Source organism: Mycoplana ramosa (assembly GCF_041930185.1).
In the GTDB taxonomy this organism is placed as follows: Bacteria; Pseudomonadota; Alphaproteobacteria; order Rhizobiales; family Rhizobiaceae; genus Mycoplana; species Mycoplana ramosa.
On record NZ_JBHEEW010000011.1, the window covers coordinates 92,730 to 106,345 of the forward strand.

The 13,616-nt window shown below is 63.0% G+C and carries 14 protein-coding genes; 5 read left to right on the plus strand and 9 right to left on the minus strand.

The features are described 5' to 3' along the window. Nucleotides 1-4: 4 nt before the first annotated feature. The 8 genes from JNC62_RS15140 to hemE form a co-directional block, all read right to left on the minus strand. Entirely contained in the window at nucleotides 5-901 is an 897-nt protein-coding gene (locus tag JNC62_RS15140) for a ParB/RepB/Spo0J family partition protein (protein WP_374839848.1), read from the minus strand. A gap of 21 nt (nucleotides 902-922) precedes the next feature. Continuing rightward, complete coding sequence (locus JNC62_RS15145; RefSeq protein ID WP_374839849.1) at nucleotides 923-1,717, minus strand: ParA family protein; 795 nt, start codon at nucleotides 1,715-1,717, stop codon at nucleotides 923-925. Nucleotides 1,718-1,729: 12 nt separating this feature from the next. Next, nucleotides 1,730-2,365 carry a 16S rRNA (guanine(527)-N(7))-methyltransferase RsmG gene (gene rsmG / locus JNC62_RS15150; protein ID WP_374839850.1) on the minus strand — a complete coding sequence of 212 codons (636 nt, stop codon included), beginning with the start codon at nucleotides 2,363-2,365 and terminating at the stop codon, nucleotides 1,730-1,732. Then, on the minus strand, nucleotides 2,362-4,245 hold the full coding sequence (mnmG, locus tag JNC62_RS15155; RefSeq protein WP_374839851.1) for a tRNA uridine-5-carboxymethylaminomethyl(34) synthesis enzyme MnmG: 1,884 nt from the start codon (nucleotides 4,243-4,245) through the stop codon (nucleotides 2,362-2,364). The genes rsmG and mnmG overlap by 4 nt, the downstream gene beginning before the upstream one ends. Before the next feature lie 95 nt (nucleotides 4,246-4,340). Next, the gene (mnmE, locus tag JNC62_RS15160) at nucleotides 4,341-5,675 is read right to left on the minus strand and encodes a tRNA uridine-5-carboxymethylaminomethyl(34) synthesis GTPase MnmE (protein WP_374839915.1); all 1,335 of its coding nucleotides are present in this window, start codon (nucleotides 5,673-5,675) and stop codon (nucleotides 4,341-4,343) included. A gap of 190 nt (nucleotides 5,676-5,865) precedes the next feature. After that, nucleotides 5,866-7,131 (minus strand): transcription termination factor Rho, encoded by a 1,266-nt coding sequence (rho, locus tag JNC62_RS15165; RefSeq protein WP_192249995.1) that lies wholly within the window; start codon nucleotides 7,129-7,131, stop codon nucleotides 5,866-5,868. A 198-nt stretch (nucleotides 7,132-7,329) separates the two neighbouring features. Then, nucleotides 7,330-7,869 (minus strand): protoporphyrinogen oxidase HemJ, encoded by a 540-nt coding sequence (gene hemJ / locus JNC62_RS15170; RefSeq protein ID WP_374839852.1) that lies wholly within the window; start codon nucleotides 7,867-7,869, stop codon nucleotides 7,330-7,332. Continuing rightward, on the minus strand, nucleotides 7,866-8,900 hold the full coding sequence (gene hemE, locus JNC62_RS15175; RefSeq protein ID WP_374839853.1) for a uroporphyrinogen decarboxylase: 1,035 nt from the start codon (nucleotides 8,898-8,900) through the stop codon (nucleotides 7,866-7,868). Before hemE ends, hemJ begins: the two co-directional genes overlap by 4 nt. Nucleotides 8,901-9,303: 403 nt before the next feature. On the opposite strand from hemE, the gene JNC62_RS15180 reads away from it, so the two are divergent. Genes JNC62_RS15180 through dnaQ form a run of 5 tightly spaced genes read left to right on the plus strand, consistent with a single transcriptional unit; the run spans nucleotide 9,304 to nucleotide 12,905 of the window. Further along, the gene (locus tag JNC62_RS15180) at nucleotides 9,304-10,125 is read left to right on the plus strand and encodes a pyruvate, water dikinase regulatory protein (RefSeq protein WP_374839854.1); all 822 of its coding nucleotides are present in this window, start codon (nucleotides 9,304-9,306) and stop codon (nucleotides 10,123-10,125) included. 28 nt (nucleotides 10,126-10,153) lie between these two features. Next, nucleotides 10,154-10,753, plus strand: coding sequence for a Maf-like protein (locus JNC62_RS15185; protein ID WP_374839916.1), 600 nt, complete (start codon nucleotides 10,154-10,156; stop codon nucleotides 10,751-10,753). After that, on the plus strand, nucleotides 10,746-11,606 hold the full coding sequence (locus JNC62_RS15190) for a shikimate dehydrogenase (RefSeq protein WP_374839855.1): 861 nt from the start codon (nucleotides 10,746-10,748) through the stop codon (nucleotides 11,604-11,606). The genes JNC62_RS15185 and JNC62_RS15190 overlap by 8 nt, the downstream gene beginning before the upstream one ends. Next, a complete protein-coding gene (coaE, locus tag JNC62_RS15195; RefSeq protein WP_374839856.1) occupies nucleotides 11,603-12,202 on the plus strand; it encodes a dephospho-CoA kinase in 600 nt (199 codons plus the stop codon). The genes JNC62_RS15190 and coaE overlap by 4 nt, the downstream gene beginning before the upstream one ends. Then, a complete protein-coding gene (gene dnaQ, locus JNC62_RS15200) occupies nucleotides 12,195-12,905 on the plus strand; it encodes a DNA polymerase III subunit epsilon (protein WP_374839857.1) in 711 nt (236 codons plus the stop codon). Before coaE ends, dnaQ begins: the two co-directional genes overlap by 8 nt. A 145-nt stretch (nucleotides 12,906-13,050) precedes the next feature. Here dnaQ and secB read toward each other — a convergent pair whose 3' ends face one another. Next, a complete protein-coding gene (gene secB, locus JNC62_RS15205) occupies nucleotides 13,051-13,536 on the minus strand; it encodes a protein-export chaperone SecB (protein ID WP_374839858.1) in 486 nt (161 codons plus the stop codon). Nucleotides 13,537-13,616: the final 80 nt, after the last annotated feature.

Sequence of the window (13,616 nt, forward strand, 5' to 3'; positions counted from 1 at the left end):
CGAGCTACCGGCGCTCCAGCAGCCGGCAGATTTCTTCCAACTGCTCCAGCGTCTTGTAGCCGATGCGCAGATAGCCGCCCCCGGCCTTGTGGCTGACCGTCACCTCAAGTCCGAGGCTGTCGGAAAGTGTGCGTTCGAGCGCAAGTGTATCGGCGTCTTTTTCTTCCCTGTGCGCCGGCTTGCGGCCCTGGTGCTCCGGGTCGGCCTGCGCCTTGATATCGTTCTGTGCCAGCCGCTCGGCGTCGCGGACGGACATGCCTTTCGCGACGATCGTCTTGGCAAGGCTGACGGGATCCGATGTCGGCACCAGTGCGCGGGCATGACCGGCCGAGAGCGCGCCGGAGGCGAGCATGTCACGCACCGGTTCCGGCAGCTTTAGCAGCCGCAGGCTGTTGGCCACGTGACTGCGGCTCTTGCCGATGATCTCGCCCAGATCGTTCTGTGTGTAGCCATGCTCGGCGATCAGCTGATCATACCCCAGCGCCTCTTCCAGAGGGTTGAGATCGGAGCGCTGCACGTTCTCGACAATGGCAATTTCCAACGCCGTGCGATCATCGACATCCCGGACGATGACCGGAATTTCGACGAAGCCGGCGAGCTGAGCGGCGCGCCACCGCCGTTCACCGGCGATGATCTCGAACCGTTCGGGCGCGATCGTTCGCACGACAACCGGCTGGACAATGCCGTGCTGGCGGATCGAGGCGGCGAGGTCCTGCAACTCCGCCTCGTCGAAATAACGGCGCGGGTTGCGCGGGTTTCGTCCGACGAACTCAATCGGCACCATCCGGTCTGGATTGATCGGTGGCGGCTCGGCCGCACCGATTGCCACTGGCTGGTCCATTTCGCCGATCAGCGCGGCCAGACCGCGGCCGAGCCGCCGCTTCGCATTGTCGTCACTCATGATCGCCACTCTCTATAAGAACTACGCCGCTTTGCGCTGCCGTTCGCGCTGGATGACTTCGGAGGCCAGTTGCAGATAGGCCTGGCTTCCGGCGCATTTCAGATCGTAAAGAATAGCCGGCTTACCATAGGACGGCGCCTCCGATACACGAACATTCCGCGGAATGAGCGTGTGGTAGACCTTTTCTCCCAGATGGGTGCGGACGTCGTTGACGACCTGCAGGGCGAGGTTGTTGCGCGAATCGTACATCGTCAGGACGATGCCCTGGATGTCCAAGGACGGGTTCACCGAGCGTCGGATCTGGTCGACTGTCTCGAGCAGCTGGCTCAACCCCTCCAACGCGAAGAACTCGCACTGCAGCGGCACGAGCACCGAATGGGCGGCGGTCATCGCATTCATCGTCAGCAGATTGAACGAGGGCGGACAGTCGACGAGGATATAGGAATACGCAGACGCGTCGTCGGAAAACAACGCGCGCCGCAAGCGAAACACCCGATCGCTCTCACCGGCAATCTCCATCTCGATGCCCAGCAGGTCCATCGTCGAAGGGAGGATGGACAGGTTGGGTACCGCTGTCTGCTGCACGATCTCAGCGATGCCGTGCGTGCCGATCAGCAGATCGTAGGATGACAGCTTCCGGTCGCGCCGGTCGATACCGAGCCCGGTGCTGGCATTGCCTTGCGGATCGAGATCGACGATCAGCACCCGTTCGCCGATGGCCGCGAGCGCCGTCGCCAGGTTGATCGCGGTGGTCGTCTTGCCGACCCCGCCTTTTTGGTTCGCAATGGTGATGATCCGGTTGGGTAGGCTTGCCATTTGACTCCGCCGTCACTGAATGCGCCGCGAAAGCTTCGTTATCTCCAGCACGACAGAATCGTGCTCAACGACACTTGGATGTTGTACCAGATCAAAACTCCAGCGACCAACTGCTTTATCCACTTCCGCCTGATAATCCCGGCCTTTGTGGAAGTAGGCGCGACAGTCCGGATTGCGGCTCATCCACGGCTCACTGAAGTCGAGCAAGAGCGACAGATCGGCCAGCGCCCGCGCCGAGATCGCGTCGCACCGCGGAATAGTTTCCGGGGCCGCCTCGATCCGCATCGGATAGACGCTGGCCAGGGCGCCGGTCTCGGCAATGGCCGTCCGCAGGAACGCCGCCTTTTTGTTGTTGCTTTCCACCAGATGCACCCAGCCGCCACCCGCTTCGTGCAGGAGAATCGCGGTGATGATCCCGGGAAAACCGCCGCCACTGCCAAGATCGACCCAGGTCTGCGGGCCGGGGTTCAGCTGATAGATCTGGGCGCTGTCACGCACGTGCCGCTCGCCGAACTCCGCCATCGTCGACGGTGCGACCAGATTGATCGTGCGCGCCCATTTCTGAAACAGCGAAGCGAACCGAATCAGCCGTTCTTTCGTTTCACGTGAAACAGACAACCCCGCAAGCGGCAGATCCATCACTGTCATGCCCCCGCGCTCCGTGCGTCATTTGCCATTGCCAGTTCTTCCCGCCGTCGCAGCGCCGTCAGCAGCAGCGAGATTGCCGCCGGCGTCATGCCGTCGATCCGCGACGCCTGCGCGACATTGGCCGGCCGATGCTGCGCAAGCTTGCCACGCAACTCGTTCGACAGCCCTGGCAGATCTTTGAAACTGAAGTCCGGTGGAATGGCGCGCTGCTCTTCGCGTCGCACATCAGCGATGTCGGCCGCTTGCCGATCCATATAGACCGCATAACCGGCCTCGATCTCCAAGGTCTCGCGCAGGCGCGGCGGTATCTCCGACAATGAGGGCCAAACCGCCTCCAACGAGCCGACCGACTGATCCGGGTAGGACAGCAACTCGTAGGCGCTGCGTCTCTGGCCGTCCTGATTCAGCCGCAGACCATGTAGTGCCGCCTGGCTGGGCGTGATCGTCAGGGACTGCGCCAGGGCACGGAACCGGCTGAGGTCCGATTGCCACGCGCGAAACCGTTCGCGGCGCGATGCACCGACAATCCCCAGTTCGATCCCCATCGGTGTCAGGCGCAGGTCGGCATTGTCGGCCCGCAGCGACAATCGGTATTCGGCCCGTGAGGTGAACATGCGGTACGGCTCGGTCACGCCGCGCGAGGTCAGGTCATCGATCATCACGCCGATATAGCTCTCCGTGCGGCTGAAATGCTGGGGCGCGAGCCCGCCAACGCGCCGGGCGGCATTCAGACCCGCCACCAGGCCCTGCGCGGCAGCCTCTTCATAGCCCGTCGTCCCGTTGATCTGCCCCGCCAGAAACAGGCCGGGCCGCTTCTTCAACTCCAGTCCGTGCGTCAGCTCGCGCGGATCGACATGATCGTACTCGATCGCGTATCCTGGCTGGAGAATCTCGACGCGCTCAAGGCCCGGTATCGTGCGAATGAACGCCGCCTGGACGCTGGCGGGGAGGGAGGTCGAGATCCCGTTCGGATAGACGGTGTCGTCGTCGAGCCCCTCCGGCTCCAGGAAGATCTGGTGGCCGTCGCGCTCGCCGAATCGGACGATCTTGTCCTCGATCGAGGGACAATAGCGCGGACCGACACCCTGGATCTGCCCGGAGTACATGGCGGATTGGCCGATGTTCTCCTCGATGATGCGGTGGGTCTCGCCGGTCGTGCGCGTGACACCGCAATCGATCTGGGGATTTTCAATCCGGTCGGTCAGGAAAGAGAACGGGACTGGGTCCGCGTCGGCCGACTGCCGGCCGACCCGATCCCAGGCGATCGTCTTGCCGGACAGGCGAGCCGGTGTGCCGGTCTTCAGGCGTCCCAGGTTGAGGCCAAGGCGGGCGAGGGTGTCCGACAGCCCAACGGATGGCTTCTCGCCGACGCGGCCGGCGGGGACCGTCTCGTGGCCGATATGGATCATCCCCCGCAGGAACGTTCCGGTGGTCAGCACGACGGCCCGGCAGGCGACTCGCCGTCCGTCCGCGGTGTGAACGGCGGTGATCCCGTCGCGATCGAACTCGATATCGAAGGCATCGCCCTCGACGACGTCGAGGTTCGCAGTGGACGCCATCTCCTCCTGCATCGCGGCGCGGTAGAGCCGGCGGTCGGCCTGGGTCCGCGGCCCCCGCACCGCCGGACCCTTGCGGCGGTTCAACAGGCGAAACTGGATCCCCGCCCGATCAGCGACGCGCCCCATCAACCCGTCCAGCGCGTCCACCTCGCGTACGAGATGGCCCTTGCCAAGACCGCCAATGGCGGGGTTGCATGACATGACGCCGATGGTCTGCCGCGAATGGGTCAACAGCGCGGTGTGCGCCCCGGCGCGGGCCGACGCGGAGGCGGCTTCGCATCCGGCATGGCCTCCGCCAATAACGACAACATCGTATTTCATAGCCTTTTCCCATCTGGCGTTCGTTCAACCATGGAATCGTTTCACGTGAAACACCCCATCAGACTCGCTGGCGTTGCATCACTGTTTCACGTGAATCACTTTCCGATGCAGAATTCCGAAAAGATCACGTCGAGCAGGTTCTCGACGTCGACGCGCCCGGTGATGCGGCCGACGGCGTTCGCAGCCAGACGCAGGCTCTCCGCCTGCAGCTCCAGGCTCTCCGAATCAAAGGCCAGCGCGTCCTCGATCGCATGAAGCGCGGTCCGTAACGCGGCGTTGTGCCGTTCGCGTGACGGGATCGCAAAGGCGGCAGCGTCCGTCAATCGCGGCAGATGCTGGCGGATGCGATCGAGCAGCGCATCCATGCCGTCGCCGGTCCGGGTGGAGATCGGCATGAGCTCGCCGAGGCTTGCCCCGGATCCGTCGTCCAGGTCCGATTTCGGCGCAATGTAGATAATAGGCGCGCCGCGATCGGCGCAATCGGCGGCGGAGACGGCAGCAAAATCTTCACTCCGGTCCACCAGCCGCAAGATCAGGTCGGCACTTGCAAGAGCAGATCGGGCGCGGCGGATGCCTTCCTGTTCGACCACCTCGGCGGTCTCGCGGATCCCGGCCGTGTCCAGCACCCGCACGGCAAAGCCGTCCAGGTCGAGGTCCACTGCGATGACATCACGCGTGGTGCCGGGGATGTCGGTGACAATGGCGATATCGCGTCCAGCCAGATAATTGATAAGACTGGATTTTCCGACATTTGGCGGACCCGTGATGACGACCGTCAGGCCATCGCGAATAATTTCGCCGGCCCGGGCGCCCTGCAGATGCCGGCGGAGTTCGGCGCAGATCGCGCGCAGATCCTCGCGGATCGTCTGTGCGATCGCGCCGGGCACATCGTCCTCATCGGCGAAATCCAGTTCGGCCTCGATCATTGCCCGGGCATGCGTCAACCGCCGCGTCCAATCGTCATAGAGCCTGGACACGCCGCCGGCAGCGTGTTCGAGCGCCAGACGGCGCTGCATCTCGGTCTGCGCGGCAACAATGTCGGCAAGGCCCTCGATCTTGACCAGGTCCAGTTTGCCGTTGTGAAAGGCCCGCCGGCTGAACTCGCCGGCCTCGGCCGGCCGCAGGCCCGGGAAAGCCGCGAGCGCATCGAGCGTCGCCCGCACGGTGGCGCGACCGCCATGGAGGTGCAGCTCGGCCGAATCCTCGCCGGTGAATGAAGCCGGATTGGGAAAGAACAGCACCAGTCCCTGGTCGAGGACGTCGCCGTTTCGGTTACGAATCGAACACAGTGAGGCGTGGCGCGGCGGCGGGATCTTGCCGACCATTGCTACAAGCGCATCCGCACAGCCCGGTCCGCTGATGCGGATCACCGCAACGCCGGACGGAAGCCCGCCGCTCGAAAGCGCAAAGATGGTATCGTTGACACCCATAGTCATCACAACTGCGGAGGGTTTGGCTGGGCGCGGCGGCACCATCCGCCATCTCGCCGAATTCCGACGTTCGATACACCATGGAAACGGCGGCGTCCAGCATTGCCCGCCAATGGTCAGCGCAACGAACAGCGGCGGGGCGCCGCATCGCACACCCCGCCGCCAGATTGAATCCGGATAAGAATCCGGCTCAGGTATTCATCGAATCGAAGAAGTCGCCGTTGTTCTTCGTTTGCTTCAGCTTGTCGATCAGGAACTCGATCGCATCCGTCGTGCCCATCGGCGCGAGAATACGGCGAAGCACGAAGATCTTCTGCAGGTCCTGGCGCGGAACGAGCAGGTCCTCCTTGCGCGTGCCGGACTTGAGGATGTCCATCGCCGGGAAGATGCGCTTGTCGGCGACCTTGCGATCGAGAACGATTTCCGAGTTGCCGGTCCCCTTGAATTCCTCGAAGATGACTTCATCCATACGGCTGCCGGTATCGATCAGCGCGGTCGCGATGATCGTCAGCGATCCGCCTTCCTCGATGTTGCGGGCGGCGCCGAAGAACCGCTTCGGACGCTGCAGCGCATTGGCATCGACGCCGCCGGTCAGAACCTTGCCGGAGGACGGCACGACGGTGTTGTAGGCGCGTCCAAGCCGGGTAATCGAATCGAGCAGGATAACGACGTCGCGGCCGTGCTCCACCAGCCGCTTGGCCTTCTCGATCACCATCTCGGCGACCTGCACGTGGCGCGTGGCCGGCTCATCGAATGTCGAAGACACGACTTCGCCCTTGACCGAGCGCTGCATGTCGGTGACCTCTTCCGGCCGCTCGTCGATCAAGAGAACGATCAGGTAGCATTCCGGATGGTTGGCGGTGATCGAGTGGGCGATGTTCTGCAGCAGCACCGTCTTACCCGTGCGCGGCGGCGCAACGATCAGTCCGCGCTGGCCCTTGCCGAGCGGCGCCACAAGGTCGATGACCCGGGGCGACAGATCCTTCGAGGTCGGGACATCGAGCTCCATCTTGAAGCGCTCGTTCGGGTAGAGCGGCGTCAGGTTGTCGAAATGAACCTTGTGGCGGATCTTTTCCGGATCGTCGAAATTAATCGTGTTGACCTTCAGCAGCGCGAAGTAGCGCTCGCCTTCCTTCGGCCCGCGGATCGGGCCCTCGACGGTATCGCCCGTCTTCAGCGAGAAGCGCCGGATCTGCGACGGCGAAATATAGATGTCGTCGGGACCAGGCAGGTAGTTCGCGTTCGCCGAACGCAGGAAGCCGAAACCGTCCTGAAGCACTTCGACGACGCCTTCGCCGATGATCTCCGTGTCCTGGGTCGCGAGCATTTTCAGGATCGCGAACATGAGCTCCTGCTTGCGCATGGTGCTGGCGTTTTCGACCTCGAGCGACTCGGCAAAGGCCAAAAGATCGGTCGGCGTTTTGTTTTTCAGTTCTTGAAGCTTCATTTCAGCCATGAAGGGGGACCATGCGTGATTTCGAGGTGAAAAGCTGGCGTGCGGGTCAAGACAGAACTGCCGGGGGGAATGCAGCTCACGAAGCGGGATACACATGCCACGAAAGATGAGATGGGCGGAAAATAGCGATTCACGTGGAACCCCGCAAGGGGCTCAAGCGATTTCCGGTCAGGAATCGACACCCGGCCGCCAGAAGCCTCAGAACGGCTTCACCACGACGAGGATGACGATCACCACCATCAGCAGCGCCGGCATCTCGTTAAGAAACCGCCATTGCCGCGCGCTGAAACGATTGTCGTCACGGGCAAAGGCAGCGACCGATCGGCCGTAGAAGACATGCACCCCGGTCAACAGCAGCACAAAGGCAAGCTTGGCATGCAGCCAGCCGCCCTGGAAACCGTAGACGGACCAAGCGAGATAGAGGCCGAGAACCCAGCTCAGCATCATCGCCGGGTTCATGATGACGCGATACAGCCGCCCTTCCATCGTCTTGAAGGTCTCGGACAGAGCCGAACCCCTGGCGGCATCGGTGTGGTAGATGAACAGGCGCGGCAGGTAGAGCAGGCCGGCCATCCAGGAGATCACCGCAACGACGTGCAGCGCCTTCACCCAGAGGGCCAAATCCGCCGGCGGATAGGCGACCAAGGCGGCGGCAGCGGCGGTGAAAAACACCAGGACGAGCGCGGCACGCCGCGCGGCGCGGCGACCGACCGATCGACCTGTCTGCCGCTTGCTCATCGCGAAATGCCCCTGACCCGGTCGACGAGCGCGGCGACGTTCGCCGGATCCGCCTGCGGCGTGATTCCGTGGCCGAGGTTGAAGATCAACGGACCGTTACCGAGTGCTTGCAAGATGGCATCGATGCCGTCCCGCAACGCGTCCCCGCCGGCGACGACCCGCTGCGGATCGAGATTGCCCTGGATGGGGCCTTCCTTCTGAAGATCGGCAGCGAAAGACAGGGGAACGGTCCAGTCAAGCCCGATGGCATCGGCACGCGTGCCTTCGCGGTAATCCTTCAGGAACAATCCCGCTCCCTTGGCGAAAGCGATGATCTTTGCCTGAGGGCGGCGTGCCTTCACGAGATCGATGATGCGCCGGACAGGTTTCACCGCATAGGCGGCAAACTCGTTCTCGCCGAGAACACCGGCCCAGGAATCGAAGATCTGAACCGCATCGGCGCCGGCATCGATCTGGGCGATGAGGTACTCCGCCGATTTTTCCGCAAGGATATCCAACAACGCCGCAAAGCCCTTCGGTTCCCGGTAGGCGAACAACCGTGTCGGCGCCTGGTCGGGCGTCCCGTGGCCGGCAATCATGTAGGTGGCAACGGTCCAGGGCGCACCGCAGAACCCCAGCAATGCCGTCTCCGTCGGCAGTTCTATCCGCAGGCGCCGGACCGTCTCGATCACCGGCTGGAGGTGGTCGAGGACCGGCATTGCCGCCAGTGCGGGAATGTCCTCGCTGGCAAGCGGCTGCATCCGTGGCCCGTGGCCTTCGTCGAAGCGAACCTGCCGCTGCAGCGCATCCGGTATCACCAGAATGTCGGAAAAGAGGATCGCCGCGTCGAAGCCGTAGCGCCGGATCGGCTGCAGCGTCACCTCAACCGCGTAATCGGGCGAGTAGCACAGATCGAGAAAGGAACCAGCCTTCGCGCGTGTCTCGCGATATTCCGGCAGGTAGCGGCCCGCCTGCCGCATCAGCCAGACCGGGGGTGGGGTAACGGTCTTTCCGTTCAGGACTTCGACGATCTTTCGCGTTCCGCTCGCCAACTTTGCCGTTCTCCTTCTAACAAAGAAATTCTTATTGAAGAGGTTTCTATTTCTTAGAGTCGGTGAGTATCAAGGATTAAATTCCCTCCACACAAAGCCACAGACAGCCGAGCGGGGCAAAAGCGCTTGGAAAAATGCCGACCGAAGGCGATGGACTTGTGGATACTAAAAAAACGTCATCACATTCAATGCGTTACAAGAGCAACGCATTCGATCCGGCTGTGGACAGACATGGAATTCGCGTGACACAATGTCGCCCGGTTTCGGTTGTCCACAAGCCGCCGGAAGTAGCGTCCACCAAATCGCGAATTGTGGAAAAGGTGACGGTTTTCCCAGAGGCTCGGCCGCGCCGCCCGGTTCCGCCGTTTTTATCCCGCCTTATCAACAGCGTCCGGAGGATCATGTGGAGAACCCGAAAAACTACTTTCACCTGCATCTGATCTCCGACTCGACCGGCGAGACGCTGATCGCCGCCGGGCGCGCTGCTGCGGCGCAGTTCCAGGCATCGCAGGCGCTGGAACACGTCTATCCGCTGGTCCGCAATCGCAAACAGCTTGCTCCCGTTCTCGATGCGATCGATGGAGCGCCCGGAATCGTGCTCTACACGATCGTCGATCGGGAACTCTCGGCCGTCATTGACCAACGCTGCCGGGAGATGGGCTTGCCCTGCGTCTCCGTGCTCGAGCCGATTCTCGACGTTTTCCAATCCTATCTCGGAGCAACGTCGCGCCGGCGCGTCGGCGCCCAGCACGTGATGGACGCCGAATATTTCGCCCGGATCGAAGCGCTCAACTTCACGATGGACCACGACGACGGCCAGTTGCCCGCCGACCTGGAGGAGGCCGACGTGATCCTCATCGGCATCAGCCGGACCTCCAAGACGCCGACGAGCATCTATCTCGCCAACCGCGGCATCAAGACGGCCAATATTCCGATCGTGCTCGGAGTTCCCCTGCCGGAACAACTGTCCCAGGTGCAACGGCCGTTGGTTGTCGGCCTGATTGCGACCAGCGACCGGATTGCGCAGATTCGTCAGCACCGTGTCCTCGGCGCGGCCAAGGACTTCAATGGCGAGGACTACACCGACAGGGCCCAGATCGCGGAGGAACTGAAATATGCACGCTCGCTGTGCGCTCGCCACAACTGGCCGGTGATCGACGTCACGCGCCGGTCGATCGAGGAGACCGCCGCCGCCATTGTTGCCCTGCGGCCCAAGCTTCGCTAAGCCAAGGGAGTATTGTCCCGTGAGCGCCATGACCCCGACCCTGATCCTCGCCTCCCAAAGCCCCTTTCGCCGCATGCTGATGGAAAATGCCGGTCTCTCCTTCGACGCGATCGCCGCCGACATCGACGAGCGGGTGATCGAGGCCGGGCTTGCGTCCCGATCGCCGTCACCTTCGGAGGTGGCGCTGCATCTGGCCGAGGCGAAAGCGAGCGACGTGGCGCGGCGGCATCCCGGACACCTCGTGATCGGATCGGATCAGACCTTGTCTCTGGACGACCGGGTGTTTCACAAGCCGGGCGACCTCAGGGAAGCCAAGGAACACCTGCGCGCGATGTCCGGCCGCACGCACGCGCTCAACAGCGCAATCGTCCTGTCGGTTGGCGGCAAGACGGAGTGGCGGCATGTCTCGACAGCATGGCTGACGATGCGCTCCCTGTCCGATGCCTTCATCGAACGTTACCTTGCCCGGGTCGGTGACAAGGCGCTTTCCAGCGTCGGCGCCTACCAACTGGAAGGCGAGGGGATCCAACTGTTTGAAAAGATCGAGGGCGACTACTTTACGATCATTGGCTTGCCGCTGCTGCCGCTGCTCGCCCAGTTGAGGGAAATGGGTGCGATCGATGCGTGATTCACGTGAAACATTTGTTAACCACGCCTTCGTCGTCGGGCATCCGATCAAGCATTCCAGATCGCCGCTGATCCACGGCTATTGGCTCGAGACGCTCGGCATTCCAGGCAGCTACACCCGCCAGGACGTGGCGCCGGAGGCCTTCGCTGATTTCATCGCGGACCTGAAAGGCGCGGACCGCCGGTTTGTCGGCGGCAATGTGACGATCCCGCACAAGGAGGCTGCGTTCCGACTGGCTGACCGGCCGGACGCGCTGAGCGAGGAACTGGGTGCAGCCAACACGCTCTGGCTGGAGGACGGGCTGGTCCACGCGACCAATACCGACGGACACGGGTTTGTTGCCAATCTCGACGAGCGGACTCCCGGTTGGGACCGCGCGGGACGCGCCGTGGTGTTTGGAGCCGGCGGCGCCAGCCGGGCGGTGTTGCAGGCGCTGCGCGATCGGGGGATTGCGGAGATCCACGTCGTCAACCGCACGCTCGCCCGCGCTGTCGAACTCGCGGACCGCTTCGGTCCGAAGATCCATGCCCATCCTGTCGAGGCTCTGGCGGAGGTCATTGGCGGGGCCGGATTGTTCGTCAACACGACTTCGCTTGGAATGGATGGCGCCGCGGCCCCGGAACTGGATTTCGGTGGTCTCGCTCCTGGGGCGATTGTCACCGACATCGTCTACGTGCCGCTCAAGACGCCGTTCCTGCTTCAGGCCGAACGGCAGGGCCTGGCGACGGTCGACGGCCTGGGGATGCTGCTGCACCAGGCCGTTCCCGGTTTCGAAAAATGGTTCGGCCGGCGCCCCGTCGTCGATGCCCCCCTTCGCCAGCGCATCATCGACGACATGGAGCGCCACGCATGATCGTTCTCGGCCTCACCGGATCGATCGGCACCGGCAAGTCGACGACCGCCGAGATGTTCCGCTCCCTCGGTGTTCCGGTGCATGACGCAGACGCCACCGTGCATGCGCTCTATCGCAATGAAGCGGTCGGCCCCGTCGGCGAGGCGTTTCCCGGCGTCGTCGAAAACGGCGCGGTCGACCGCAAGGCGCTCGCGGCGCATTTGGCAACTCGGCCGGAGGACTTCCAGCGCCTGGAGGCCACCATCCATCCGCTCGTGCGCCGGAAGGAGACCATCTTCCTGGAGACGCAGCGTGCCGCGGGCGCCCCGCTCGTCGTTCTTGATATCCCGCTTCTGTTCGAGACCGGCGGAGACCGCCGCGTCGACAAGACCGTCGTGGTCAGCTGTGATCCCGAGACGCAGCGTCGGCGGGTGCTGGCGCGGCCGGGCATGACGGAGGAGAAGTTCGCCATGCTGCTGGCGCGGCAGATCCCCGATGCCGAGAAGCGGGCCCGGGCGGATTTTGTGGTCAACACCGACAACGGGCTTGAAGCCGCGCGCGAACAGGTGGAACAGCTTGTCGAGCGCTTGAGAAGAGGAAATGGTGCCGATGCGTGAGATCATCTTCGACACGGAAACGACCGGCCTGGACAACCGTCTCGATCGTGTCATCGAAATCGGCGGCATCGAACTGGAGAACCATTTTCCGACCGGGCGCACCTTTCACGTCTACATCAACCCAGGCGACCGCAAGGTGCATCCCGACGCGCTCGCGGTGCACGGCATTTCCGACGAGTTTCTGAAGGACAAGCCGCTGTTTGCCGACATCGTCGAGGATCTGCAGGCTTTCTTCGGCGAAGCCCGCTGGGTGGCGCACAACGCCACCTTCGACATGGGCTTCATCAATGCCGAGTACGAGCGGCTCGGCATACCGCCGGTTCCGGCGGAACGGGTGACCGACACGCTGGCACTTGCGCGCCGCAAGCATCCGATGGGTCCGAACTCGCTCGACGCGCTCTGCCGGCGCTACGGCATCGACAACTCGCACCGCACCAAGCACGGGGCGCTGCTCGATTCCGAATTGCTGGCGGAAGTCTATATCGAGATGATCGGCGGACGCCAGGCGGCCCTAGGGCTGGGGGTTGCCGAGCGGCGCGAGGCGTTTGACGCAGCCGATGGCGAAGAGATCATGTTGCCGATTGCGCAGCGCCCGCGGCCGCTGCCGCCCCGCATCAGTGCCGACGAAATCGCGGCCCATGCCGCAATGGTCGAAAAAATGGGCGCCAAGGCGATCTGGCTCAAATACGACCAGCAGGGCTAAAGCGTTTAGCGCAAAAGTGAGCCGCGGTTTTGCGAAACCGCCATACTGTTGACCCAGATCGGGGGAAACAAATCCGAAGGATCGCGACGAAACGCAAAACGCCCGGCCGGAGCCGGGCGTTTCATCTTTACTGTCGATGAGACGATTAGTTGGTCGTGCTCGCAACCTTCGCCTTCAACTGTTCCTCGGCCATGCGCTGCTGGAACATCTGGGCAAAGTCGATCGGGTCGATCATCAGCGGCGGGAAGCCGCCGTTTCGGGTCGCGTCCGCAATGATCTGGCGGGCAAACGGGAACAGCAGGCGCGGGCATTCGATGAAGAGGACCGGCAACATGTGCTCCTGCGGGAAGCCGGCAATCCGGAACACACCACCATAGGCCAGCTCGGCGTTGAACAGGACTTTCGTGTCGTCCTTCGCTTCGGCGTTCAGCGTCAGGATCACATCGAATTCGGTCTCCGACAATGGGTTGGCGTTGACGTTGACATTGATGTTGATCGACGGCGCCTTGTCGCGCGCCTGCAGAGAGCGCGGTGCCCCCGGGTTTTCAAAGGAAAGGTCCTTCACATACTGGGCCAGGATGTTGATGGATGGGCTCGCCGCGCTGTTGGCGGATGCGTTGTCGGTTGCCATGGATCTTTCCTCGGACGAAAATGGTGGGCAGCGATCTAGCACTTCGCCCCAGGGCTTACAACCCTGCGAGGCTCGGCACC

What these genes read in the sequence shown, in the direction of transcription:
- JNC62_RS15140 (WP_374839848.1), bottom strand. Translation starts at nt 901, where the DNA reads ATGAGTGACGACAATGCGAAGCGGCGGCTCGGCCGCGGTCTGGCCGCG.
- JNC62_RS15145 (WP_374839849.1), bottom strand. Translation starts at nt 1,717, where the DNA reads ATGGCAAGCCTACCCAACCGGATCATCACCATTGCGAACCAAAAAGGC.
- rsmG (WP_374839850.1), bottom strand. Translation starts at nt 2,365, where the DNA reads ATGACAGTGATGGATCTGCCGCTTGCGGGGTTGTCTGTTTCACGTGAA.
- mnmG (WP_374839851.1), bottom strand. Translation starts at nt 4,245, where the DNA reads ATGAAATACGATGTTGTCGTTATTGGCGGAGGCCATGCCGGATGCGAA.
- mnmE (WP_374839915.1), bottom strand. Translation starts at nt 5,675, where the DNA reads ATGGGTGTCAACGATACCATCTTTGCGCTTTCGAGCGGCGGGCTTCCG.
- rho (WP_192249995.1), bottom strand. Translation starts at nt 7,131, where the DNA reads ATGGCTGAAATGAAGCTTCAAGAACTGAAAAACAAAACGCCGACCGAT.
- hemJ (WP_374839852.1), bottom strand. Translation starts at nt 7,869, where the DNA reads ATGAGCAAGCGGCAGACAGGTCGATCGGTCGGTCGCCGCGCCGCGCGG.
- JNC62_RS15185 (WP_374839916.1), top strand. Translation starts at nt 10,154, where the DNA reads ATGACCCCGACCCTGATCCTCGCCTCCCAAAGCCCCTTTCGCCGCATG.
- JNC62_RS15190 (WP_374839855.1), top strand. Translation starts at nt 10,746, where the DNA reads ATGCGTGATTCACGTGAAACATTTGTTAACCACGCCTTCGTCGTCGGG.
- coaE (WP_374839856.1), top strand. Translation starts at nt 11,603, where the DNA reads ATGATCGTTCTCGGCCTCACCGGATCGATCGGCACCGGCAAGTCGACG.
- dnaQ (WP_374839857.1), top strand. Translation starts at nt 12,195, where the DNA reads ATGCGTGAGATCATCTTCGACACGGAAACGACCGGCCTGGACAACCGT.
- secB (WP_374839858.1), bottom strand. Translation starts at nt 13,536, where the DNA reads ATGGCAACCGACAACGCATCCGCCAACAGCGCGGCGAGCCCATCCATC.